The sequence below is a fragment of the Citrobacter freundii complex sp. CFNIH9 genome, from assembly GCF_002903305.1.
In the GTDB taxonomy this organism is placed as follows: Bacteria; Pseudomonadota; Gammaproteobacteria; order Enterobacterales; family Enterobacteriaceae; genus Citrobacter; species Citrobacter portucalensis.
Window position 1 is genome coordinate 1 of record NZ_CP026241.1, and the last position, 23,726, is coordinate 23,726.

The window sequence follows — 23,726 nt, forward strand, 5'->3', positions numbered from 1 at the left end:
AATGTTGTAACTATATGTGCCGTGCCGGGGCCCGTCGCGTAGCGATGGGAGCTACTTTAGGCAGTTGCCGAACCGGCGCGGACGTGAGTCCGCTGCAAGGGCGGGCATTTTCAGGAGCCTGTCCACAGGTCAGGCGACGAACAGGTTATATATTTATATGAATGAAATAAAAGATATTTAAAAGAAGTACAGAGCAGGTTTTTAAAGGAAGCCACGCACTTTGAAATCAGGTCGGCTGGCGCTCTGTAAGCATAACGGTTGTAACCTTATGGAAAGGTCCCTTGCAGTTATTTGTGGGTAACTGAATCTGGCGACGAGATGTGGCCACTCTGATGCAATTTCTGGCCATTCTGATGGCGGAATGGGGTGAATGTCAGGAAGGACGGCCGTCATTTCGTGCAGAAAACCGTCAACGATGGACTGCAGACGTGCGAAACCCTCCGGCGCCAGCCGGATTTTTCACACAGGAAGGGTTATATGGGGACGGTGGCCAGCCGCGTGTAGTTGTTACCACGCGACATCAGCATGCGCTCTTTCACGCGCCGCTCCAGCTCACGCTGGAGAGCATCCCTGTCGCCGACGAAACGCCCTTTGGCGTAGTCACGCGTCAGCTGCTGTTTCACCAGCGTCACAATGTCCTTACGGGCTCTGTCCGCGTCACGTCGGGCGCGGGCGCGCTTCAGGCCATGCTGTTTACGTTCGGACTGGTAGCTGCGGAACCGTTCGCGCACAAACCGCCAGGCCTTCGCTATCAGCTCGTCCATCTCCAGCGGCTTCAGGTTCTGCTTCTTACGCTGCTGATTCTCCCATTCCACACGGCTGCGCCTCGCGGCCACAACGGCCACGTCAGAGACGTCGAGCGCGGAGAACAGTGCCGGCGTGAAGGTGGTATCGGTCGGGATATTGCAGCCAATCTGCGGGTCATACTCGGTCTGATAGGTAATCAGCCCCAGCTCCGCCATAAACGTCAGCGCCCGCGTGGCGCGGGTGATGGACAGATTACCGCTTTTCGACTCGGTGGCGAGACCGCACTCGATGGCCAGATTGGTGATGGAGCGCTGAACGCGGTTGGCCAGCGGGTCATAGTGGAAACACAGCCCCTGGAGCAGGGCATCGATGGCCCGGCGGCGCAACAGTGGCGGCATCCGGTGACGTTTACCCAGCGAGCGTAAGAACGCCACATGGATGGAAAAGTCAAAACGGGACGTGAAGCCTTCGGCTTTCGCCATCAGCTTACGACAGAACGGCAGTGTCTTTTTGCCTTCACGCGGCGTGAATGCCGGGTTCGGGTTTTTGACCTGACGGTAATGGGAGAACAGGGTCTGGGCGTCAGTCACACCTTCCCGCACTTATGTTGCACGGAAGGAGTAAATGGCACAGAAACGGGTATTGCAGTTTTCTGAGCATAAAACTATACTCCCTGCATAGAGCAACAGCTTCTATACAGTTTAAGTAGGCCCCGTTAATCTTCTCTTAGTCGCCAAACCTGGTGAAGATTATCGGGGTTTTTGCTTTTCTGGTCCCGGGTAGACACCTCATCAGAACCAGTTCCCTGCCACCTTATGGCGTGGCCAACCAAGAATTCACTAAAACGATCAGTAATCTAGCATCCAATGAGAAAACGTTCAAGAATGTGAAGTCTTTACATCGAGAACGCCGCGTTCAGAAAGTTCACGTTCGAGTAAGGTCTCAATAAACTGAGCTTGAGTGAGCCCTTCCTCTTCACAGATCGTAATCATCCAATCTTTAAGAGGATTTTTAACAAAAACCTTCACTTCTTTATGTGTTTCACGTTTACGCGCAATCGCGGCAAGCTGTCTTTCACTCGCCGACATCGGCTTACCTTTTCGGTAAGAACGCTTTTCTTTCGATGAGGAAGTTACTGCATTTTCGATCTGCGACATCTCTGCCTCCTCAAGGATCAAACTTGGATCGTTTGCAGAGAATACTACAGATATCTGAAATCAGCGACTTAACTTTACGCGAAGGTGTGAGCCATGTTGGCGCATGGTTCACCAGGATAGATGTAGATTGCGGATCAAATGACGATGCGACTTAGTATGAAGAATGCCAGTCCGTTCCTCCGTCCCAGCGCGACTGCCAGTGCTGAAGGTAGGTTTGTGCCACTTCCGGCACCTCATTAATAACCAGCACATTCTCGCTATTCCGCGATGCAGCAGAGCGAGTGTAGTTAAAGCTACCAGCCTCAACTGTATGATTATCAACAATAATGACTTTGTCATGCATGATGGCGTAGCGACCGTTGGTGCGCAGCGGAATTCCCGCGTTCACCACGATGTTCATCGCCGCCTGGCTGGCTTTGCTCCGGTTGCCCTTTTCATCAAGCACTATCTTCACATCCACACCACGACGTTTTGCCCTGACAAGCGCACTAACCACCTCCGGAGACGTAAATGAGTAGCCCATCAGCCGAATTTCCTGCTGTGCTGACTCAATCGTCTTAAGGACCAGCTGCAACGCGCTGCCTTCAGGTGAAAAGCCGACCTGAACGGAGGATGCCGCTGCTGCGGGCTGAATACAGCTCAGCGAAAGACATACCAGACCGGACACGGCCAGCTGGCGAAAGGTGAACTTACGCATTAAATAACCTCAGAAATACTGTTCGGATGTGTTAACCAGAAACGCCGGAGACGGGGAAAACTTGCTTTTACCCTTCTCCGGGGTTGGACAACTGAGCACGGCGAAGGCGTCAGTCTCTTTTAGCGGTATCAGTTGGCGGACGCCTGATTATTTTTTGGTATCACCGGCAGCATGACTGATGGCCTGCTGCAGGGCCTCCGCGCTGGTGTATCCCGGAATAACCGTCACGTTATCAGCACTGGCGCCGGCTGACGGGAGAACCACCAGGGCCGGGGTACCGCTGAAGCCCAGCTGCTGCGCAAGTGTGTTTATGCCATCCAGGGTCCCCTGAACATCTGGGGCTGTTTTCGCATCGAACTTCACGGCTTTTGCGGCCGCGCTGATATCAGCATCGGTCAGCTTACCCTCGTTGTGGGCGGTAGCGTAAATCGCGTTGTGATAGTTAAGGTAAGCATCGGCCCCCTTCTGCTTCCAGATCTGAAGCCCGGTTTTCGCCGCACTGAGCGACGCCGGCCAGCGCTGGCCAAATATCGGGAATTCCTTGAACACAAAGCGCACGTCCGGGTTAGCTTTTATTACCTTCTCCAGTTCCGGCGCCAGGCGGGCACAGTAGATGCACTGGTAATCAAAGAATTCAACGACCGTCACTTTCGCATCAGCAGGACCATATGATGGTGTGCCTTTATCGTTCAGCAGCGCTGCCTGATTCTGAACCACGGCGGCCGTCATCGCCTGCTGCTGCTTCTCCTGCTGTTGGGCCTGCAGCTTCTGGCTGACCTCAACCAGCACTTCCGGATGAGCCAGCAGGTAGTCTTTCGCGATTTCACCAATGCGGGCTTCCTGTTCCGGGGTAAAGGCAACGGCAGGTTTCTCTGCTGCCCCCGCCACGCCGGAGACCAGAAGGCCTGCGGCAAGCATGACTGAAAGGGTTTTATTCATGTTCATCCTGTGTTTTTCTCTTCTCGGTTGTTATCAGTTCGTTCCGTGCACGGGTGGCGACGCTTCTAACCGCCCTGCGCTGTCGTTTAGCGTGCTCCTGAGCCCTGCGCTCCACGGCATACGTCGCCTCCTCCGCACTCACCGCTGCGACCGGTTCACCGGCAAGGTTTTTACGCCACGCGCCCACCGTCATGGCGCCCAGATACGCATCCGAGCGGGTGACGGCGGCAAGGCAGCGTTTCAGCGTCTTCACGGAAATCTCCAGCCCGCGCCGGCGAATGTCATTGACCATTGCCTCCCGGATGTTGACCGCCAGGAGCTGCGGCTGGCCGTCCGTCACCAGGGCTGGCCAGCAACGCTTCAGGAGCGCGAGCGCGTCCGCAAGCGGCATGACCTTCCGGTACACCGGTTCCGGGGCAGGTTTGCGCCTGGCCGCCCGCATGGCCTCCCTCTCCTGGGCCTGTCGCTCAGCCCACTGCCGGGCTTTCTCTGCTTTTCTGGCGGCCTTCTCGTCCGCCTGCGCCTTTTTCGCGCTCTCATCCACCGCCTGCTTCCTGACCTTCCAGGCAGGCGTCGTGTTCACCACCACGGTCTTTTTACGCGTGACCCGGCCCGGACCCGCACCGTCCGGTTCACTGTTGCTTACGGCACGCTGACCTTCTGGCTCCGCTTTGCGGCGCAGCGTCAGCGTGGGGCGCCCCTGCTCTGTCATCCTGCCTCCGGATAAATCTGTTTCACGTATACTCCCCTGACTGACCCTATTCTGACACGGCAGATATCACATCACCATCAGTCCGATGACGGCAAGGTGCACCGCGTAGAACAGCGGGAAAAATTCGCGCGGCCAGAACCTCGGCACGCGGCAACAGGTCCGGCTCAGCACCGTCAGGGTAACGCCGGGTATTACCAGACCCGCGATGGCAAAGGCGGGGCTGTCCGCGGCATTCAGCGCGAGTATCGCCAGTGCCAGACACAGCGCCAGCCCCGTGCGCGTGGTGCGCCGGCCCGTCATACATACGCCGCAGGCCAGCATCAGCATCACTACCCCCGCCAGCCCGTAGCTTCCCGCCGAAAACGGCAGCCAGGCCAGAACCAGCATCAGGGAGAGCGGCCACGTGCGCGGCCCGTGCCGCTGCATCATCGCCAGTGCCTGTCCGCTGACCGCAAAGGCAAACAGAATATTGCCCAGGTCCGGGCGCAGCCCGGCCAGTATCCAGCCGCCCTGCGCCACCCCGGCCCATATCCAGAGCCGGTTCAGGGCGCGCTGCTGAATCTGCGGATGGCGGGCGAGGTTCATGGCCCAGACCAGGCCAAAGAGCGGAAACGCTCCCCGACCGGCAAGACGCAGCCAGTCATTATCCAGTCCGCACAGCATGCTGATGTGGTCGGCCACCATCAGCAGCAGCGCCACGGTTTTGATAAGGTCGGTCTGGCCCGGCGTCCACACAAGCAGACGCTGCAGCCAGCAGTCGGCCACCACCACAAGGGGGAAGAGCGGATGGTTTTCAGCGCGCATATCAGTCGCCTCCCAGGGTCTTTTCACGCTCAAGGTCTCGCACCGTTTCGCGCTCCATCTGCTGCAGGCGGTCCCGCTGCACGCTCTCGCGCACCACCTGAGACACCGCCTCATCCCGGCGGCGTTCTTCCGGCGCATCCGGCAGCGTGAGGGGAGATGCCGGCGTTTCTTTTATCCGATCCATATCCCGCACCACATCCCGGACGGCGACGTCAGCCCCTCCGGCCGGCCTGTCGCCGCTGCGGGCCATCTCGCGGACCGCCTCTTCGGCACGCTTATCCAGCTCCCGCTGCACCTCAGCCTCCCGGGCCTGCTGTGCCAGCACCTCCGGCGGCACCGTTTCTGCGGGCTGCGTACCAGTGGCATCGGGCAGGCCGTCGGCCCAGACCCGACCGCCGGTAATGGCGCCGGGGTTCCACGGTCGCGCCTCGCCTTCGAGCCGCACCACCACGCCGCTCTGCGGATTCTCCCTCGCGAGCCGCACGCCCTCTTCCATATCCCGCGCCAGCAGCGACTCGCCGTTACGGCTGGCCTGCAGACCCGCAAACGCCGCGTCCCCGCTGCCCATCACCCGGCCTTCACCAGCGAGCCCCTTAAGCTGCCCGTCTCCGGACGTCAGGGCGCTCAGCCAGACGCCCGCCTTCCTGCCGTTGCGGTCGAAGGCCGGGAGCGCCACGTGCGGCTGCGGGTATTTACGCCCCGGCGAGATATATTTCGCCATCGAGCCCTCGGGCTGCAGCCCGGCCTGGCGCAGCGCGGCGCGACCGGCAGGCACCTCACCCAGCGCTTTTGCCGTCGCCGTCAGGCGGGCGGCATTCGCGACGGCGCGGTCGCCGCGCGGCTCCAGAATGTCATGCGCCGTACTTTTCGCCTGCGATTTTTCCATCGCGGCCACCCACTTATCCCGGTTGTCGGTATAGACCTGCGCGTGCTGCTTCATGCGGCTCAGCGCCACGTAGGCTGACTCGAAGCTCACCATCCGCTTACGTCCGCCGTCCGTACCCTGCAGGGAGATGGAGAAGGGCTCGCTCGCACCCTGTGAGCCTTCAACGGTGACGGCATAGGCCAGGTCGATGTGCTGCTCTGCCTGCTCGGCTGACGGCGTGAGCGTACGGGTCTGTTTCCCGTCCGACAGCGTGACGCTGTCACCTTTTATCTCACTGACCGACCAGACGCTGTTGGCCACGAAGCCCCGCTCGTTGTCGCTTTTCGAAAAGCGCATCCGGTCGCCTTCCGACACGGTAATGGTGTCCTGACGGTAGAGCGTGACGCCCTCTGTCGCCGCCTGCGCGGGCGACAGGCTGCGGGTGTTGCCCTGCGCATCCTTCAGCATCACCAGGTGCGCCTCCCCGTCCAGCGCCTCAATGCTGTAATAGGTGCTGTCCAGCAGAACCAGGCTGTCGCGGGATGCCTCCCACGTTGCCATGCGCCGCAGCTCCCCGTCGCGGATATTGGCAGGCGTGAGAACCGGCAGCGTGACCTCTTTTTCGCCCACCTCGCCGGCACCCTGACGGGCGTCATGAATCATGGCGTTCACCTGGCGGCGGTCGGCGTTCAGGGCGGTGATAACGATGGTCTGCGCCTGCGCCTCTGACGTGCGCCCCGTGTAGTCCTTCACGATGGCCTCCAGCAGCGTCGCGGGCTGCCCGCCGGGCATCAGGTCGCCGGCCGCCACGGCTTTCGCAATGGCCTCCTCCCGTTCGCGGCTGAACTCCATGACGGAGCTGTCCGGCTGCCAGGCATCCGCCCTGCGCGGCACCTGTGCCGGCACCACGCTCTCAATGGTCGTCAGGGCGCTGCCGATATCGCGGCTAATCAGGCTGTAGACGGCAGGTTTTAGTTCCGGCGTCTGGCGGACGATCTCCTGCATCACCGCCACGTCAATGGCGCTGCGCTTCTGCAGCAGGCGGAAGGGCTGGCCCGGGGCAATGGACTGCAGCTGGTCGGTATCCCCGCTGGAGACCGCGCGCCCCCCGCCCCCGGCAATCAGGCTGTACGCCTTCGCCATGTCGGCGTTACCGACCATTGAGCTTTCATCCACGAGAAACAGCACGTTGCTGAAGTCCGTTCGTTCGCCGCCGCGCAGCTGCTGCTGCGTGTCGTGAATAAAGGCCGCCAGCGTCTGCGTTTCAGGCACGCCCGCATCGCGCATCTCGCTCACCGCCCGGTGGGTGGGGGCCACGCCGATAACGCGCGGCTGCTCCCGTTCCGGCAGCGTGCCGATGGCCGACATGACTGCCCGGAACTGGGTGGTTTTACCCACCCCGGCGTAGCCCTGCACCAGGGTAAAGCGGTCGGGGGATTCAAGTATCATGCGCGTGGCGTTCCGCTGCCCGTCGGTCAGGCCCGCCAGCTGCGCGTCCGGAACCTTATCCATCAGCGGGGTGACGGCCTCCTTTCCCTCAAGGACGTGGCGGATAATGCTTTTTTCAGCGTTGTACGACTGGCGTGAGACCAGCAGCTGCAGGCCGTTTCCCGGCGATACCGGCACCGACAGCAGGTCGCCGCTGCGCACCTGACGGTCCGCTTCCTTTTCGATGGCCTGCAGGCTGAGGCTGTCCTGCTCAAATTCTTTCGCGGCGGCCATCAGTTGCGGCTTCGTGAACGCCAGGCCGTTCCCCTCCAGCACCGGAATGGCCAGATGGATAGCCTGCTGCTCCGGCGTGTGCAGACCGGCCTTCTGGTGCGCCAGGGCATCATCGAGCCTGTCATGCCCCGCCGCATCCTTAATCTGTTCGGACACGACGCTCCAGGCAGACTGACGCGACAGCTTCTCCGTCGTTTTCTGCGCCGTCTGCGCGGAATAGAGCCGCACCGCCCGGCCGCTGAGCGCCAGTTTGTTCAGCGTGGTGTTATCCAGCTCGCGCTGCGACAGCGAGGCAAAAACCGTGGCGCTGTCGCTCACCGAGCGGCCCGGCGACTCCACCCAGCCTTGAACCACCTTCGCGGCGGTAAACGGGCTGTCGCCGGCGGGCAGGACCACGTCCGCCTTACGCCCCGGCAGGCTGACGACGAGCCCCGCCTCCCCGAGCGCCTTAACGGTCACCGTATCGCCTCCCCTGAGCCGCGTCCCCTGCGCCTGACCCAGCACTGCCAGACGGTCGCCTTCGGCCACCTGCAGCGTGCCGGTGCGGTACAGCGACCAGCTGCTGTTGAGTTCAGACAGGCGGGTCACCCGCGTCTCACCCTGGGCGTTGCGCAGCGTCAGGCTGTTGTTGCGGCCCGTCACGCGGTCAATGACAAAGCGTTCCCGGCTGCGCTCTTCGGCATTCCAGCGCTCCATGACCATCCCCTCCCGGTAGTGGTCGCGCACCTGCTGATGGCGGCTGTCGAGCCAGACCGGCTCCAGCGTGGTGATACTGACCTCCCGCTCGCCCAGCACCTTTTCCGCCTTAAGCGCCTCGCGGACTACGCCTGCGAGCACCGCCTGCTCGCGCGGACCGGTGACCTGCGCCACGCTGTGTTCACCTGCGCGGACGCTTCGGGCAAAGTCAGCGGCCAGGCGGTCATACCGCTGCCGCCGGTCAGGCTCGCTGATAACCGAGACCTGCGTCTTCTCACCGCCCTGCCACGCGAGCGTGCTCACTCCCGCTTCCTTCATGACGGTGAGGGCGCTGCCGGTCCCGGTGCGCTGGCCGCTGTCGGCAATCAGCAGCTGGACGTTATGGCGCAGCGCACCGTCGAGCAGCGTGAGCGTTTCTTTCAGGGTCAGCTTCTCCCCCTGGTCCACAATCAGCGTGCTGCCGGGCGTAAAGGCCATGCCCTCCGTCAGCCCCCGCCTGTCGGTGATATGCTCGCCGCTGAGGCGCTCATCCTGCATAAGGGCGCTGCGCGAACGCCTGTCGGCGGCGATAATCTGCACGTCACGCCCCTGTTCGCGCGCCATCATCGTCAGCTCCGCCACGCGCTCACGCTGGCCGGCCGCCCCGCCCTGACCCGAAATGATCGCCACCGGCGGACGGTCCTGGGCCAGGACACTCACGGCATCGCTGTATGACCGGCTGCGGGGCACGCTTTTATCCGGAAAAATGTCGGCCTGCCCCGTCCGCTGTAAATCGCGGGTCATCGCCGACACCGACAGCTCATCCAGCACGTGGATGTTCGAGGTAAACAGCCCCTTCTCTTTATCCAGCGGGATGAGCTGCTCATTTTTTATCGCCGCATCGATGCCGTCACGCGCCATCTCCACCATGCCCGACCGCGCGGGCAGCTGCCCGAGGGTGGTGGCCAGCAGTTCGGAATACGTGAACCGCGCCCGCCGGTCGCTCAGCATCGCGATGGCCTGCCCGACGCTGCTGTTAATATCAATGGCTTCAGGCGTCGTTGCGGGAATATTCCCCTGCACAACCCGCAGGTCTGCCGCCTCACGGTAGGCTTTAATGTCAAACCCCGTCTCTTTCAGGGTATGCATCCACTCGGCCATGCGCTGTTCGGGGTCAACCTTCTGCTTCGACTGGCGGGTATCGAGCGCCGCCACGTCGCGGGACTTCAGGGACGCGTCATCCCCGACCGCCTCGCTGATGGTCCTGCTGCGGCTGGAATACGGCTCCGTCGGTACGCCCTTCAGCTCCCACATGCCGTGTTTGCCGACCGTCTCAGTCTCATAGCCCATCGCCGCGACGTCATCCTTCAGCGCGGCACGATACAGGCGGCCAAAGGCAATCTGGTTGGCGTAGATATTCTCAATAAACCCGGTTTTACCCACTTTGTCGCTGCTGAGCGTTCGCCACTCATCGCCATGCTGAGTGGCATTGGCCACCACCGCGTGGGTGTGCAGCTGCGGCTCCTGGTCGCGGCTGGTATCGTGGTTAAACAGCGCCATCACCAGGTTGCCGGTCAGCTGCGTCTCGCTCCTGCCCTCCGTCATAACCCGCGTGGAGGCCATTGCCTCTATCTGCTTAATGGCGGTCTCCACCGCGCGGTTGTGTGCCTCAATAAGACGCTTGTCGCCTCCCAGCATGGCCATCACGGAGACACTTTTGGGCGCAGAGAAGGTGAAGTCGTAGCCCGGACGGTGTTTGTTCGCCCCGTCCTGAGTCCGGCTGAGGTCGCTGCCGTCCGGCAGGCGTCCCTCCAGAACCTTCGTAAAGACCTTCTGGTCCACCCCGCCGCTGAGCCCCAGCGCTTCAGCCCCTTTTCCGGCCCAGCGCTCGCCCATACTACCGATAACGTAGTAGTTGTCCTTGTCGGTGTAATAATTGCCCGCGCTGCCGGCGGATTTTACCGATCCGATGCTCATCATCAGATGTATCCTCCCGGCTCAAGATCCTTTTCAGGCGCCCGGTGAACGTTGATGTTCACTTCTTCACGACGCTGCCTCTCCTGAGGAGACAGTTCGTCCTGCTCCGCCTGCCACGCCTCCCATGCCGCCATATCCACTACTTCACCGCTTTCACTGATGCCGGGCGGCAGCTGCTCTGCCTCTTCCGCCTTTGTCTTCAGCTCAGGCTCCACACCGCCGGCGCCTGCCGCACCTGCTACGGATGCCGCGTCTGCAGCGCGGGGCGCGGGCGTCAGTTGCTGTGGCTGCTGTGGCTGCTGTGGCTGCTGTGGCTGCTGTGGCTGCTGTGGCTGCTGTGGCTGACCAACATTCTCCGCACCGCCCTCTGGCGCGACAACATCGGCATCCGGTTCAAAGAGCATGGCGATGCTGCGGGATTCATGTTCACGTGCAGCCAGCGCGGCATTCAGGCGTTCCTCCGCTTTCCCGTCGATGGTGCGCGGAATGAATTCCGGTGCCACCTTTGGACGCTGCTGATACTTCAGCGCCATTTTCACGGCAGGATAAGGTCCGGGAAGCGTGACGTAGCAGGAGAGATCCGGCAACGTCTGGACGTCGGAGTAACTCACCAGGGTGACGCGCTCCATGTCCTTGCCGACCGAGGTACCGTCGCGTACCGGGTCCACACCGTAGGAATACTGCTCGGACGCCTTGAGGATTTCTTTTTCACCGATTTCGCCAGCGGCGAACTCGGCGATATTGCGCGACGGCGAGCGGAAGAAGGCACGGGTGTTCAGCACGTCGAACAGCGTTTCCGCCGGCTTCTGCCCGTAAATATCTTCCAGCTGGGCGTAGGACTGAATGCCAATGACGTAGCAGCCGCCAAACTTACGCGCCTCCGGCAGGATCTCAACCAGGTCCGGCAGCTTGTGCAGGGTAGGCAGCTCGTCGGCGAAGATCCACACGCGGCGGTTACGGTTTTCCCCCATCGCCAGCAGCCCGCGAATGGCGATGGACAACCACATGGAGATAACCGGCTTGAGGGAAGCGTGGGTGTCAGCATTGGAGGAGATAAACAGCCAGCCGTTTTTACCATCCTCACGAACGCCGCGCATCCAGTCGCGTATGGTGAATGACTCGCCGTTATTTTCGATGCCCTGCAGGTAGCGGATAGCCTTGACGTAGTTGGTCAGCACGGCGCGGATGGAGATGGCCGTTTTCTCGATTTTCTCTTCCACCAGGTTCGCCGCCGGGGAGTTTTTCAGGTACGAGCGCAGCTTCTCAATCTTGATGGAAAGCAGCGTGTCGACCAGCTTGCTGTAGCTGCGGTCCTTGTCGTTGCGCATCAGATATGCGGCTTCGGCAAAGATGGTACGTCCCGACCCCTGCCAGAAGGGGTCTTCCTTCGTGCCCATAGGAATAAGCGTGTTGGAAACGTTGTCGAAGTCAGGCTGCGTCAGGCACTCCCGCCACAGGTCCCATGCAGCGCAGCGCGCATCCAGCGGGTTAAGGATTTTATCTGTGGCCGGATCATAGTAGCTTTTGACGAACTCACAGGAGCGGTCATACACGATGACCATATCGCCACGCTGGCGGGCGTAGTTCATCAGACGGCGGATAACTTCTGATTTACCGGCCCCGACGGTACCGTGCAGACAGAAGTTCTGGATCTCCGAGTCCTTAATAAGCGGCAGCTCACCGATTTTGATGTCGGATGCGAGACCGTCGCGCCTGAGCATTTTCGCCACCGCTTTCGGGTCGTCAGTCAGCTGGCGCCCTCCCGTTATCTCGTCCTCACTCTGCTGCTTACCCTGATGGCCCAGAATCCAGGTGGTGACAAAGAAGGTAATAACGCACACCACGGCCGCGATGATGGCAGCAAGAATAAAGGCCGTCCAGACCTGGTCGGCGCACCACTGGATATATTTGTCCTGCAGTATTTGCTGCGCGTTGTACTTCAGCTCATGGCCGTAATAACGGATGGTATAGACAGGCTGGGATTTAAAAATATCGCGCATGGGGGCCAGCGTCTGACACCAGTAATAAACCATGCCGTTCACGAACGTCTGCCAGGTCAGTTTAACCGACAGCGTAATCGCGACAATGATGCCGAAGAGAATGACGAGACAGTACACGATGATATTGGCAATTTGACTGAACATACGGATACGCATGCTCGCGATCTGACCGCCCTGGGTCATATCCTTAGCATTAAAACTCATATTAGCCTCATAGAGGTTGGTCTATATGTATAGCGACCATGATTTCAGAAAGCAATTGATTTAATGTCATCCGTTACAAAACACTAGGATGACATCATTTAACTAAAGGCGGGGAGATTATTAATAATGAATGTTATTTTTTAAGTAAATCACACGCTCCTGCATATCCATGTGAGCATGATTTTTTCAAATAGATATCTGCCATTCCAGAACCTGGAAATACACCATCACCTCTCATATAAGCCCCTGCCAAATTAAACTCAGCCTGTCCGTTATTTTTAATGGATGCTTTCTCCCACCAGATCACCGCCTCGTGCATATCCCTATTAACACACCACCTGTAGAATACAGGTTTCCAATATTCAAATATGCCAACTCAAAATCTTTTTGAGCTGAGGAGTTAAGCAAATCCATTATTTTATCACAACGGGCATCTTTCAATAATCCATTTTTATAAAGCATTGCCAAGTCATTCTGAGCAGATGCATTCCCTGCATCTGCTGCCTTCCCCCACCAATAGCCTGCTTTTTTTATATTTTTATCAACACCTTGCCCATAATAATAGAGCAGACCTAGGTTATTTTGGGCATCTGAATTACCCTGAATCGCCGACTTATTAGTCCAATAAAAAGCTTTTTTATAATCACCAGATACGACCAAATACATTGCACCTAGCTTATATTGAGCTAATGCGTTTCCAGAATTCGCATCTTTTTTTAAGTTAGTGTAGTAGTCGTCGCTAGCCCTTACACTCAAGGTACACGACAGGAAAACAAAAACTCCCAACATCCCATAGAACACTCGCATTGTTTACCTCCATAAAACTAAATATTATATCCATACACAACCATGAAACTGACTATGAAATCCTACAACTCAATCTAACGCTTCCAACCCATTGGATAATTACTTTCCGGATTATAATTAACATTATCAAAGTCCACGGATTCAAAGTCATTATTTATAGAGTGGGCGCCATCTACCTTGTTTTTTTCAAGCCACTCTTTGATGCTTATACACCCGCTAACCTTATATAAATCCATCAATGTACCCACAATGAATACAAAAAAAGTAACAAGAGGAGGAGCCAGTGAACATATAGGCATTATCACATACCAAACTACCCTGTTGTATGTGTAGGGTTCAACACTGCCTTTATTCTTAGATATTTTATAAAACAAATAGATGAACAATCCTTGCCATAAGAGCACAGTTGCACCAATGAATACCACCTCCGTAACTAACCATCCAGCCAGATAACAAGCAATAGACTGAAACAACACTACCATGAATATCTGAAGCAGATTTCTCATCGCACCCTCTCTGGCATCCTGTTACTGCTTATGTTTATCTTGATATTTTTTTGCCTTCTTCATCAGTTCTTCAGGACTGTCAGCCCCCGGCACTCGTTCTTGAGACTCCTTTTCCTTATTATACGTATTCATTTGCGAAGATTGCTCTGAATTATGATGTTTTTGCAGATCAGAATACTGTTTATTTATGCTGCCTTCTTCATCGCGTATTCCTCCTTTAGTATCGGCTATATTCTCTCTCGATGTTGTGAGCATATTATCAACTTGGTCTTTTACATTATTCTGAATTCCGCTGTCCTGTGTACGTTGTTCGATAGTAGCCTGATGAGACTGGTGATCGGCACTAACATCGCTATTTCCACCGCCACCAGAAATGGCCCCCATACCATGGCCAACATTTCCTTTAGCTGCTGAATATGATGCATCAACGCTCGGTTGTACCTGCTCCTGAACAAATCCCCAAGCCAGTTCCCGACGTTTTCCTGCGATTTCTGCTGAGCTGGTATTAGTAAGCAATGTATCTGCATCTTGAGGTGCATGTTTACGGACATACTGGGCAAACTGCTGATTTAGATCCTCGCTCATTTGACCACTCATACTTTCTGTACGAGACGCCATTTCAGCATATTCATGGCTACGAGCCTGACTTGTGGTGTACTGATCATAGCTCTGTTTTGCTGAGTTCAACGATGCCGAAAGTTGATCTGCTCGGGAAGCCGCATTATTGTCCGTATGGCTCCCAGATTCACTGACTTTACGGCTAGTAAAGTAATCACTCGCCTCCTTAAAGTCCTGGGTTGCTTTAGCATCCATATCATGTCGAGCATCATGGCTAGCTCGAGAGCTATTTGTTGCTTGGTGCATATCGTCATCGGAAAAATCAACTCCCGCCTTAACTCCTGCCTGAAACCCTACCCCTCCTCCGGTACCCAGCACATTCAGCCCCATACTTCCTTTAGCATGTGCATCACCATACAATCCGAGTGACGCTCTGGTGCTCCTTGACGCTAACTCTTGAGTGGCCTGTTCATTACTAATATTATGCCCTTTCGCATAGCTTTCTACTGCGCTGCGCATCCTGCTGGCCATCATAGAATCCTGAGCACTCATAGTGCTGTCTGCGCCACTGGTCATTGAATTACTGCTACCACGGTTTGAGCCAAACTGACTAAGCGTATTCCATGCGCTACTCAAACTACTGTTATATCCATGCAATGCACTCTCTGACTGGGTTTGTGCCTCGCGGGCCATTGCCTGCTGTGCGGTTGCAATCTGACGAGTCATGTTGATACTCATAGGAATACGTGACGTAGCACCACTGGAATCTGTCACTACACTACCATCACGCATTTGCGTCGAACTGGCTCCGTTAGCCAACTGTTGGCTCATTTGTCCAAATACTGTTGAGCTATTGGTATTCCAGTTAAAACCACTCACATTTTCTGTCTGCATGTTAGCGTAAGAGTAGTTACCATCAACAGCACCAGAGGCAGCAGTGGCTGCAGGGCTGATAGCGGAAGAGGCCAGATGGCTGTAGAGATTTGAGAACCCCGCCCCCAGTCCCTTCAGCATTCCCCATGCCAGTGGCGGGATAAGCATCGACAGATAGCCTGCCGTGGTAGCGAGGTCTGAGTATTTTATCTGCACCTGTGACAACTCCGAGAGAACCACTGGTGAACCGTTGGCCTTCGCATAGAAGGTCATGCAGCTGTTGAGGATGGCGTAAAGCAGTGGCCAGCTCTGCACCCACATGATAGCCAGCACGTACCCCTTCAGCACATTAAGGGTGACGGCGTTAAACATCCCGCCCAGCACCATCAGGGGGAATATTCCGATGGTCAGACCGACAATCAACGTCTGAGACATAGGTAGTGAGCGTAATGCCACCTGACCGACCGTCGCATGCGCCAGCCGCTGCTTCTCCATCGATGACGTAGTGGCGATATTCAGCAGGCTTGAGGTGTCACCGTTGCGGGCTGCATAGCTCATGATGCCATTTCGCAAAGCGTTCATCGTCACATTCTGACGGACAATCGACGCGGCGCTCTGACCAGCACCATAGAAATAGTTATAGCTGTCCCCGATCATCTGGCTGAACAAAATGTCAGGATTCGGACGTCCGCCAAAAAGCTGACGCACGTAGTAACTCCATGTTTTTCCTCCGGTCTGAGTATCCAGGGCAAGCTTTGGCTTAATTACCGCAGCGGCTTCTTCACAGGTTAAAAACTGATTATTGTTGTTGAATACCCCCCTCAGCGGACTCGGCTTTGAGAAAATCAGCGTATACGGGTCTGCACTGTTCATTAGATCTTCCATGGTATATTTTCCGTTCAGGAAAATATCGCCCATCACGCAGTTCTGCACATAGTCCGTGAATATCGTAGTTATCTCTGGGTTCTGTGATAAAAAGTCCGTACTGCGTGAAACCAGATTCGCCCCAAATATCATGCCGGTTTTGCTGTAGGTGATGCTGTCGGGCTGTGAAAAGACCATTTCATACCCCTGAACAAGGGCATATCCGATTTTGGTGGTCAGCGATGCAGGCAGTGCCAGCCCGACGGGCACGTTATCGACTTTATAGACCTTTGTCTGATTACTGATATCGATTATTTGTACGGAGGTGCGAACACTGACCAGCAGCGACATCAGCACAATGACGCCTGCCCAGCCCAGCATATCCATGATGTTGTGCCGTCGTATCCACGAAATGGCTACAACCAGCACAGAGAAAGCCGTCGCAATACGCCGAATAACAACCCAGTTCTCCGTCGACATGAACGTGACGATGGCATTCAGCGTCTGCGTCAGCCAGTCGCCGCCCGCGATGACATAGATTTCCTGCATCAGCGCGCCCCCCCGAAGTGATAGTTGTTCTGGTAGCGCTGCAGCATGCGTGCCGAGACCTGCTGGCGCATGTAGCTCATCTGGCGGTCAACAACCAAAAGCGCATCCTGCTGTACCTGCACCTGTGCCTGGAAGGAGGCTATCTGCCGCGTGGCTTCGTTGAGGTTATTATTGATGCTGTCGATAACCGCCTGGTCATAGTTTCCCGTTGCCACCATTGCACGGGCCTGCTGGACCAGCTCCTGGATGTACTGGAGAAGAATGTCGTAGCCGATGTAATCGGTTAGCTGATAAACGAGGCTGTTAGAAACCCCCAGCATCTGTGGATCAACCAGGTACTTGAAGACCGGGATGGTAGTACTTGTGATAAATCCCTTCTCTTTCTCGGTTAACTTTAGATCGGCAACGGCTTTATTCTGAATGCTGGAAAGGATGTCTTTTATCTGATTTTTCAGTGCATTTTTCTGGCTGATCGTGACATTAGCATCGGCAACCACCTTCAGACATTTATCGCTGTCATTACAGTGATACACCCGTGCAGTCCCCCCCTCCATCATGGCCCGAATAAGGTCGCGATCGGTCGTTCTTGCCGGAAGCGGGGTTATATTACCCTTCTCATCAAAGACCATTGTTCCGGTCAGGGTCATGATGAACTCCTTAAGCTCTTTATTCCCGTCAAACATGCGGTTCTTTCCGAGCGCATTCCAGATGACATTGATATTCTTCGTTATGCGCTCTTTATCCTTATCACTGGCCTTATCACGGACCTTATCCATGCTTCCCCCCACCGTGCAGCCCTGGCGGGATGCCGCCCAGTCGGCAAACATGTTGCTCTCACCGGCAATGTCCTGGCAGACCTTCTGCTGGGAGACCTGAGTGCGCGGAAACAGACCGCCGACAATCCCCTGCGCCGCCTGGCAGGAGCTGAGGTTCATGCTGTTAATGTCGCTGGCCATCTTCTGCAGGAAGTCTTTAGCGGTCTTGATTTCCGGTACCGTGGTCTGCAGCGCCAGATCGAAGAAGTATCCGGCCGCATTGGACATAATCTGCTTGGCGAAACGCTGCAACTGATCGCTGTTAATAAAGCTGAAGGAGCCCAGATAGGCATCGATGCCGCCGCAGCCGGCGTTGATGTCGGGCAGCGTCATGGAGATAAGCTGGACGGTTTTCACCTGCGTGCGCGCGTAGAGTGAGCCGCCCGTGGCGTAGCCCGCGGCCTGGCCCTGCCAGACCTGTGGCTGGCTGGTGTTGGACGCAAAGCCCAGCTTATTAAAGAAGGTGTTCATGTCACTGTTCACGTCGGCACTCACGCTCGCTGAACACGCAAGAAGGAGGCCACACAGTATGGAGAGAGGTTTACGGACGAACATCGGCACCCTCCCGACTCGCCTGCAGGGCGAGTTTTCCCATTTTTCGTTTTAGTATGAACATTTGCCCTTTCGTATAAAGCGAGTTCAGGATTGCATAAACGCCACCTGCAACGGCAAGCCCGCCGCTCAGCGCGATAAATATCAGTGGAATGGCGTACATCAACACGTTCCACAAATCTTTCAGCTGCAGGTGACCGTCCCTGAGCCAGTCGCCGACGCAGGCATTGAAAACGTATGTCATAAAGACGCGCGACAGCACGCCGGCAATGAGCAAAATGCCCGCCCACTCAGCATAAACGCCGAACCGTGCGTCCTCTTTCCGTGCCCTGAGCGCGATTAACTCTGGCGTCGTAGCTCTCTGAAGCATTCCGGAGGTCATCATGTCGTGTTCCTCTGCATTGTTCTGATCAGCCATTGTTACCCACTCCACGCATCTGAAGGACCGTATCCATGCGGGCCATAAAGCCCTGTTCGTCGGTCGCGCCCTGCAGCAGGGGCAGGGCTTCAAGGGTGTTTACGTTGACGAGAAAGGTGGTTGGCGTGGCCACGGGCAGGTTAGGGAAAAAGGTTTTCATCACCTCCGGCGGCGCGGGCAACGCATCGGGAAAGGACGCATCCCCCTGACCGTCGATGGTGTAGGCCATCACCCCAAACCCCACCCGTGCCGACAGCGACTTCAGGACCGGATCAAACTGGTGGCAGTACGGGCAGTGTCCCTGCATAAACAGCACGACCTTCCAGTCGGCCAGATTGATCTGGCGGCCGTTGCTGAGGCGGTACCAGACCGGCGGCTTCGCCGGAAGTGGCTTAACTTCAGGGTCTTCCGGGGATGTTGGCAGAGATCCCGACGTTCGCGCCCCCTGTGGATGCCATAACGATTTGATCTCGTCCATTGTGGAAGCCTGTGTGGCCAGGCAGAGGGACATGAGCGCCACGGTAAACACGGTATGTCTAAGGTTCATGTCGGCATCCTCCGGCATCACGGGCCTTTTCGGCCTCACGGGCGGCATCAATCCAGCGGTTGATGATGCGGTAGCCCCCCCAGAGCGCCATCGATACGCCGATTATCTGCGCCAGAAGAATGGCCATCTCCGGCTCGCGCCGGACCAGGCGGGAAACAATGTGAAACCATATCCCGAGGCTCAGCACCCATAATCCGGGCACGTCGAACTCAGGCAGGCGAAAACGGAATTTGCGCATGCGAACTCTTCCTGTATTAAAAGTTGGGGGCAAAATCTGTGGAAACGTTGAGGAACTGCTTCGCCAGGTCATCCTGGCTGATAAAGCCATACGAGACGGGTTTGACCGCCCCGCTTTTAGGGTCGGCCAGCATCAGCGCCGGGAAGTAACGAATACCCAGCCGGCTGGCCTGTCCACCGTCCATTCGGGTATCCGGCAGGAGTGGATTCACGATACCGTCCACGGAAACCGGAATGACGCTGAGGTGATACGTTTCGCGGAAGTTTTTAATGACCTGAACCAGCTGGCCGTCGATCGGGTCCTGTCCGCGGTAGAAGAACATCACGCCATAGTGCTGAGCCAGCGTTTCAATGGCGCGGCGCTGGTCGGCAAAGTCCGCCGCCAGCTGGTTGCGCACGGTACCGTTGTAGTGGCTGTGCTGCAGGTTGTAGTCCAGTTCGGGGTGCTCGAGCATGGCTTTTTTGGCGCTCATCGAGAACAGCCCGGCCTGCTGCGTCCAGTAGTTCTGCAGGCGGAAGTAGCGGGTAAAGTTCTCCACGCCCGGATACAGAATGGCCTCGTACATGGCGCGCTTCGTGGCCTGCTGAAGCGTGGCAAGCTTCTCCATGATGTCCGGCGAGGCCTGCTGAGGCTGTGTTGAAGAGGATTTGTCGTCCTCCGGCGTTCTGCGCGTTTCGTTGTACCACTGCCAGCCGGCATCTTTTCCTGTGGCGGTAAAAACGCTGCCAAGAAGCAGCAGCGCTAACGCTGTCTTTCTCTTTTTCACTGGAACCTTCCTTATCCCGAAGCAGGTCGGTTATCGTTTGAAAAGCGGGTTTAACAGCCACGCCAGCAGAACTCCCGCCACGAAAAGCACAACCATCAGCGCCATAAAAAACACATCGATGCGGGTTGTTTCATCAACGATATTCCCGCGCCAGTAAAGCACCGGTGAGGCGACAATCAGGCTGATGATAAGGCGTCCAGTAAATCCTTTAATTTTCATGATGGAGAGTCCTGAGTGAGTGATGAGTGGCTTACTGTTTGTTCTTCAGTTGCGCGGCGATTTCCTCGCGGACGCGCTTCGTCAGGGTGTCGTTATCCGGGATTTTCTTGTTCTTTTGCAGATCGTCGAAAAAGTTTGAGAAGTCGAGTTTGTCGAACTTGATTTGTTGCAACTCAGTCTGGGTGATGCCGCGACAGTCCGGGCTGCTGGCCTTGCCAAAGCCGATGTGAAGCTGACCGTTACGTCCCTGCTGCTGCACAATCTGGGCAAGCTTTGAGTCAAACTGACAGTAGCTGCGCTTCTTCTCGAGACAGACGCCGAGCACTTTTTTTGAACAGAACTCACCGATACTGACCGTGAGCTTATTCTCTTTGGCCTTGCCCAGCGCTTTCTCCTCGCTGCTGCACCTGGCAAGCCCGACGTCCTGGCCCCAGCCGCCGTCCTTACAGCAGCTGCTGAAGCCTGCCGCAAACTTCTTGCAGAACTTCGCGCTGCCGGTAAAGGCGCGTACGTTAACGCTGTTAATGGCTGCCACGTCCTTGCCCGCAGCGGCCAGCGCGGCGAGTGCCGAAACGACAGGTGCAAAATCGTTGTTTTTACCGTTCTGCGCCCGCTCACAGTCACCATCGAGACAGAAGGTGTCGCCGCCACATATCATCACCTGGCCGGAAGTACGTGTTTCACAGGAGTACGTCGCGTATTCATGCAGGCAGCCGCTGCCGTCTTCTGCCGTGAAGGCGCAGGTGCGTGAGGCAAGCGTACAGGCCGGATTGTTCATGTAGGTTTTGCAGGTGCCATTGTCAGCAGCCTGGGTCATATACGTGTCTTTGTACTTCCAGCAAGCCTGCGTGACCGGGTATGACACGCCGTCAACCACCACCGTTTTTGTGCTCCCCGGCTCAATACATTCCGTCTTTTTGAGCGTACCTTCGCTCTTGCTGAACGGGCAGGATTCGTTCCAGACCACGTCTGGTACCCATTTTTTGGCGGGAATTTCAATCTGGAGCGTAACGGTGAAGCTGTAGCGCATATTGCTGTGCTTCCAGATTGAATCTGTAGTGGGATTGTTTCTCCTGGTACGAATGGAAAACACCATCCCTGCGCCTTTCTTCAGCTGCATGCCGCTACTCAGCGCCAGGCTACCGGTATCGTTATCCATGGAAATCAACCCGAAAGGCGTGGTTACTCGCATAAACCAGTTAGGATTACTGAACGCCAGACGTTTATTCCAGGAATAGGTGGCTGTTGCAGCAACAACCTTCCCTGTCACCGGCGCAGTCCATGTTCCTGTGTATCCCGCTTCGGAGGAAGCAAACGAAATATTCTGAGACTGGATAACAATCTGTTTTGTTTCAGATGTATCTTCATAGTGGCCGGTAATGCTGGCCGTGCGCGTACAGGCCTGCTCAACCAGCAGGTCGCGCTCACAGGTATAGTTGGTGAACTCACTGCGGCTGATATTCTGCGCTTCGCACTGCGTCTGCCCCGTTTTGCCGATGATGGTATCAGCGCGGGACTGGACATCCTGGCTGGCCTTAATAAACGGCGCGTCGGGCGAAATGGGCTCCTTCGGGTTGTTAACAAACGAGTCGGTGACGGCTTTTGTAGCCTCATTAGTAGTCCAGCCCGTGGTACCGTCCGCTTTCAGCGCACCATCACCGGTCGCCGTCACACCGCCATAGTACTTTTTCTCACCGGGTGAGGCGGTATAGTTGGGGATAGACGCTGAGGGGTTAAAGTTTTTCAGGCTGCTCTCACCCTGCCCCTGTACCTGACGGGCAAAATCAGCCCCCGCCCTGTACTGCGCGTCAGCATCGGCAAATGCATTCACGCTTGCCATCGTGGTGGCAATGGCCAGCACCGACATCAGTATTGCTCTTTTCATCGGGCATCTCCTTTATTAAGCAGCTGTTGCGCCTCATCCCTGCACTCGCCCTTCCCCACCACCTTTTCCAGCGCCTGCTTCAGATGAAGATTGCCGCGAATCACGTCGTGGCCCGCCTCGCAGTACACCACCAGGGACGGCACGCTGGTGATCCCGTACTCACGAAAGCGGGTCGGGTCGATGGCGACGCCGCTGGCTGAGCCGTCCTGAACAAGCGCCATCACGGCGGTTGCCGTCGTTTTCATGTCGTTGTTGACCATACCCCGCAGGGTGGCGGGAATATCGTAGCGGCGGGCCTCGGTCAGCATGCGCTTAAGCCCCGCCTGCGGGATGGCAAAGGAGACGAAATACAGGGCACCGTGCGTGGGTTTATCCTGCTGGTCCTCGCGCTGGCGCTGTTTCAGCTCCCCGATAAAGCGGGCGTCGTCTGCTGAAAGAGGGTTCTGGCGCACCTGCTGCTCCAGCATCTGGCGCAGCGGCGCGTTGTCCTGCCCCCTCAGCTGCTGGCTGAAAGACTCCTGCTGACGAATAAACTCGCGGTTCGCCTCATCAGCCCCTGACGCCAGCGCAGTGCAACAGTATGCTGACAGCAGCAGCGCCGCCGTCAGACCGGACAGAGTTTTCATGGAAGTTTCCTTTTTCTCAGAGGAAGACGCAGTTGCGCTTGCGCCAGAGAAGATAGCCGTAGTTTTTCTTCGTGTTCGGCGGGTTACGCCCCGTTTCCCAGCGCATGACCGTTCGGCCGAAGGGATGGCACTGCGCCACGTCCGGATACATATTCACCATCTGATAGCGCCAGCGCGTTTTGGGAATAATGGGTGACGGATACTCGAAGCAGACCTTTTTATCCTCCCCGACGCTCTCCATTATCTGACCCTGACGGTGCAGCTTGAACGCCATGCGCTCGCTGACCAGAACGGAAGACTGCAGGGGGCTGGACTCATTGCTCACCCAGCCGTTAAAGGGATACATTGACCCCTGCGATCCGGCACACCAGAACAGCGCGTCAACCGACGTTTTTGCTGCACTGGCCACCGCGTCGGCCGCACATGCGCCCTGCGCGATGGGGTTGGCAAAAATGACCGCCTCCGGATTCAGAATGGAGGTCAGGGCGCTGTCCCCCCATGTCGGGTCGATTTCAGACAGGTATCCGATATCCAGATCGCCGCCCTGCAGACACCCGAGGGAGGTGATGATATTGAGCCAGTACGTCAGCGGATATTTGTACCAGTGCACGTGGTAGAACGCGCCATTGACCTGTTTGTCATCTTTTTTGGCGGCGCCCATCCCCATTTTCCCGAGATTAACGGTGAATCCGCCGAGGTTCACCATGCAGCCCGGAGAACGTGCCACATCGGTCATGGCCATCGGCTCCCAGTACCCTATTGCCAGGCCAACGCGCTGAAATACCGGCGGTGGCATGGGACAAAACTGTATCGGGCTACCGGGATTGGACGTGTCCGGTAAATCCCCGCCCGTGACTTTTGTGCTGCCGAGCGACAGGGGGAACATGCAGCGCCAGCAGATATCAGTGATCGGATTGACGAAGCGCCCTTCGCAGGCGGCGTCCGCCGCTGCCATGTGGCTGTTACCCCACAGAAGCAGCCCGAACAGAGAGACGGTCAGCATT

Annotated in this window: 21 protein-coding genes and 1 pseudogene; 1 reads left to right on the top strand and 21 read right to left on the bottom strand. The window is 56.8% G+C overall.

What is annotated here, in order from left to right:
* Positions 1-473: 473 nt before the first annotated feature.
* Both repA and tap read right to left on the bottom strand, forming a co-directional pair.
* The gene (gene repA, locus C2U43_RS25980; protein ID WP_085952537.1) at positions 474-1,349 is read right to left on the bottom strand and encodes an incFII family plasmid replication initiator RepA; all 876 of its coding nucleotides are present in this window, start codon (positions 1,347-1,349) and stop codon (positions 474-476) included.
* Positions 1,330-1,407, bottom strand: coding sequence for a RepA leader peptide Tap (gene tap, locus C2U43_RS30265; protein ID WP_011201829.1), 78 nt, complete (start codon positions 1,405-1,407; stop codon positions 1,330-1,332). The genes repA and tap overlap by 20 nt, the downstream gene beginning before the upstream one ends.
* A gap of 79 nt (positions 1,408-1,486) precedes the next feature.
* Here tap and C2U43_RS30270 point away from each other — a divergent pair.
* Positions 1,487-1,590: pseudogene (locus C2U43_RS30270) on the top strand (replication protein RepA).
* Positions 1,591-1,625: 35 nt separating this feature from the next.
* On the opposite strand, the gene C2U43_RS25995 reads toward C2U43_RS30270, so the two are convergent.
* The 19 genes from C2U43_RS25995 to traU form a co-directional block, all read right to left on the bottom strand.
* On the bottom strand, positions 1,626-1,904 hold the full coding sequence (locus C2U43_RS25995; protein WP_008324932.1) for a replication regulatory protein RepA: 279 nt from the start codon (positions 1,902-1,904) through the stop codon (positions 1,626-1,628).
* A 151-nt stretch (positions 1,905-2,055) separates the two neighbouring features.
* Positions 2,056-2,601, bottom strand: a complete 546-nt coding sequence (locus C2U43_RS26000) for a phospholipase D family nuclease (protein ID WP_008324931.1) — start codon at positions 2,599-2,601, stop codon at positions 2,056-2,058.
* Positions 2,602-2,748: 147 nt separating this feature from the next.
* The gene (locus tag C2U43_RS26005; RefSeq protein ID WP_008324924.1) at positions 2,749-3,540 is read right to left on the bottom strand and encodes a DsbA family protein; all 792 of its coding nucleotides are present in this window, start codon (positions 3,538-3,540) and stop codon (positions 2,749-2,751) included.
* Entirely contained in the window at positions 3,533-4,252 is a 720-nt protein-coding gene (locus C2U43_RS26010) for a fertility inhibition protein FinO (RefSeq protein WP_022652258.1), read from the bottom strand. Before C2U43_RS26010 ends, C2U43_RS26005 begins: the two co-directional genes overlap by 8 nt.
* 66 nt (positions 4,253-4,318) lie before the next feature.
* Positions 4,319-5,056, bottom strand: a complete 738-nt coding sequence (gene traX, locus C2U43_RS26015) for a type-F conjugative transfer system pilin acetylase TraX (RefSeq protein WP_008324912.1) — start codon at positions 5,054-5,056, stop codon at positions 4,319-4,321.
* Between the two features lies 1 nt (position 5,057).
* Positions 5,058-10,298, bottom strand: coding sequence for a conjugative transfer relaxase/helicase TraI (traI, locus tag C2U43_RS26020; RefSeq protein ID WP_022652257.1), 5,241 nt, complete (start codon positions 10,296-10,298; stop codon positions 5,058-5,060).
* Positions 10,298-12,499 carry a type IV conjugative transfer system coupling protein TraD gene (gene traD / locus C2U43_RS26025; protein ID WP_023307203.1) on the bottom strand — a complete coding sequence of 734 codons (2,202 nt, stop codon included), beginning with the start codon at positions 12,497-12,499 and terminating at the stop codon, positions 10,298-10,300. The genes traI and traD overlap by 1 nt, the downstream gene beginning before the upstream one ends.
* A 303-nt stretch (positions 12,500-12,802) precedes the next feature.
* Positions 12,803-13,306, bottom strand: a complete 504-nt coding sequence (locus tag C2U43_RS26030) for a tetratricopeptide repeat protein (RefSeq protein WP_227522316.1) — start codon at positions 13,304-13,306, stop codon at positions 12,803-12,805.
* Between the two features lie 74 nt (positions 13,307-13,380).
* On the bottom strand, positions 13,381-13,812 hold the full coding sequence (locus C2U43_RS26035; protein ID WP_008324118.1) for an entry exclusion protein: 432 nt from the start codon (positions 13,810-13,812) through the stop codon (positions 13,381-13,383).
* A gap of 21 nt (positions 13,813-13,833) precedes the next feature.
* The gene (gene traG, locus C2U43_RS26040; RefSeq protein WP_008324119.1) at positions 13,834-16,656 is read right to left on the bottom strand and encodes a conjugal transfer mating-pair stabilization protein TraG; all 2,823 of its coding nucleotides are present in this window, start codon (positions 16,654-16,656) and stop codon (positions 13,834-13,836) included.
* Positions 16,656-18,026: a conjugal transfer pilus assembly protein TraH gene (gene traH / locus C2U43_RS26045; protein ID WP_016247527.1), complete on the bottom strand. Its 1,371-nt coding sequence runs from the start codon at positions 18,024-18,026 to the stop codon at positions 16,656-16,658. The genes traG and traH overlap by 1 nt, the downstream gene beginning before the upstream one ends.
* On the bottom strand, positions 18,013-18,441 hold the full coding sequence (locus C2U43_RS26050; RefSeq protein ID WP_008324122.1) for a hypothetical protein: 429 nt from the start codon (positions 18,439-18,441) through the stop codon (positions 18,013-18,015). The genes traH and C2U43_RS26050 overlap by 14 nt, the downstream gene beginning before the upstream one ends.
* Positions 18,434-18,988: a type-F conjugative transfer system pilin assembly thiol-disulfide isomerase TrbB gene (trbB, locus tag C2U43_RS26055; RefSeq protein WP_008324125.1), complete on the bottom strand. Its 555-nt coding sequence runs from the start codon at positions 18,986-18,988 to the stop codon at positions 18,434-18,436. The genes C2U43_RS26050 and trbB overlap by 8 nt, the downstream gene beginning before the upstream one ends.
* Complete coding sequence (gene traQ, locus C2U43_RS26060) at positions 18,978-19,226, bottom strand: type-F conjugative transfer system pilin chaperone TraQ (protein ID WP_008324126.1); 249 nt, start codon at positions 19,224-19,226, stop codon at positions 18,978-18,980. Before traQ ends, trbB begins: the two co-directional genes overlap by 11 nt.
* 16 nt (positions 19,227-19,242) lie before the next feature.
* Positions 19,243-19,992, bottom strand: coding sequence for a type-F conjugative transfer system pilin assembly protein TraF (gene traF / locus C2U43_RS26065; RefSeq protein ID WP_008324127.1), 750 nt, complete (start codon positions 19,990-19,992; stop codon positions 19,243-19,245).
* 30 nt (positions 19,993-20,022) lie between these two features.
* Positions 20,023-20,211 (bottom strand): conjugal transfer protein TrbE, encoded by a 189-nt coding sequence (trbE, locus tag C2U43_RS26070; protein WP_008324128.1) that lies wholly within the window; start codon positions 20,209-20,211, stop codon positions 20,023-20,025.
* Positions 20,212-20,242: 31 nt separating this feature from the next.
* A complete protein-coding gene (gene traN, locus C2U43_RS26075; protein ID WP_022652255.1) occupies positions 20,243-22,096 on the bottom strand; it encodes a type-F conjugative transfer system mating-pair stabilization protein TraN in 1,854 nt (617 codons plus the stop codon).
* Entirely contained in the window at positions 22,093-22,722 is a 630-nt protein-coding gene (trbC, locus tag C2U43_RS26080) for a type-F conjugative transfer system pilin assembly protein TrbC (protein ID WP_008324130.1), read from the bottom strand. The genes traN and trbC overlap by 4 nt, the downstream gene beginning before the upstream one ends.
* A 16-nt stretch (positions 22,723-22,738) precedes the next feature.
* Entirely contained in the window at positions 22,739-23,725 is a 987-nt protein-coding gene (gene traU, locus C2U43_RS26085; protein WP_032160671.1) for a conjugal transfer pilus assembly protein TraU, read from the bottom strand.
* Position 23,726 lies beyond the last annotated feature (1 nt).

Bases quoted from the DNA above. Each gene is read 5' to 3' on its own strand.
- traX (WP_008324912.1), bottom strand. From the start codon at position 5,056: ATGCGCGCTGAAAACCATCCGCTCTTCCCCCTTGTGGTGGTGGCCGAC.
- traG (WP_008324119.1), bottom strand. From the start codon at position 16,656: ATGCAGGAAATCTATGTCATCGCGGGCGGCGACTGGCTGACGCAGACG.
- C2U43_RS26030 (WP_227522316.1), bottom strand. From the start codon at position 13,306: ATGCGAGTGTTCTATGGGATGTTGGGAGTTTTTGTTTTCCTGTCGTGT.
- C2U43_RS26010 (WP_022652258.1), bottom strand. From the start codon at position 4,252: ATGACAGAGCAGGGGCGCCCCACGCTGACGCTGCGCCGCAAAGCGGAG.
- trbC (WP_008324130.1), bottom strand. From the start codon at position 22,722: ATGAAAACTCTGTCCGGTCTGACGGCGGCGCTGCTGCTGTCAGCATAC.
- C2U43_RS25995 (WP_008324932.1), bottom strand. From the start codon at position 1,904: ATGTCGCAGATCGAAAATGCAGTAACTTCCTCATCGAAAGAAAAGCGT.
- trbE (WP_008324128.1), bottom strand. From the start codon at position 20,211: ATGAAAATTAAAGGATTTACTGGACGCCTTATCATCAGCCTGATTGTC.
- trbB (WP_008324125.1), bottom strand. From the start codon at position 18,988: ATGAACCTTAGACATACCGTGTTTACCGTGGCGCTCATGTCCCTCTGC.
- C2U43_RS26000 (WP_008324931.1), bottom strand. From the start codon at position 2,601: ATGCGTAAGTTCACCTTTCGCCAGCTGGCCGTGTCCGGTCTGGTATGT.
- traI (WP_022652257.1), bottom strand. From the start codon at position 10,298: ATGATGAGCATCGGATCGGTAAAATCCGCCGGCAGCGCGGGCAATTAT.
- C2U43_RS26050 (WP_008324122.1), bottom strand. From the start codon at position 18,441: ATGGCTGATCAGAACAATGCAGAGGAACACGACATGATGACCTCCGGA.
- C2U43_RS26035 (WP_008324118.1), bottom strand. From the start codon at position 13,812: ATGAGAAATCTGCTTCAGATATTCATGGTAGTGTTGTTTCAGTCTATT.
- tap (WP_011201829.1), bottom strand. From the start codon at position 1,407: ATGCTCAGAAAACTGCAATACCCGTTTCTGTGCCATTTACTCCTTCCG.
- traN (WP_022652255.1), bottom strand. From the start codon at position 22,096: ATGAAAAGAGCAATACTGATGTCGGTGCTGGCCATTGCCACCACGATG.
- traH (WP_016247527.1), bottom strand. From the start codon at position 18,026: ATGTTCGTCCGTAAACCTCTCTCCATACTGTGTGGCCTCCTTCTTGCG.
- traU (WP_032160671.1), bottom strand. From the start codon at position 23,725: ATGCTGACCGTCTCTCTGTTCGGGCTGCTTCTGTGGGGTAACAGCCAC.
- traD (WP_023307203.1), bottom strand. From the start codon at position 12,499: ATGAGTTTTAATGCTAAGGATATGACCCAGGGCGGTCAGATCGCGAGC.
- C2U43_RS26005 (WP_008324924.1), bottom strand. From the start codon at position 3,540: ATGAATAAAACCCTTTCAGTCATGCTTGCCGCAGGCCTTCTGGTCTCC.
- traQ (WP_008324126.1), bottom strand. From the start codon at position 19,226: ATGCGCAAATTCCGTTTTCGCCTGCCTGAGTTCGACGTGCCCGGATTA.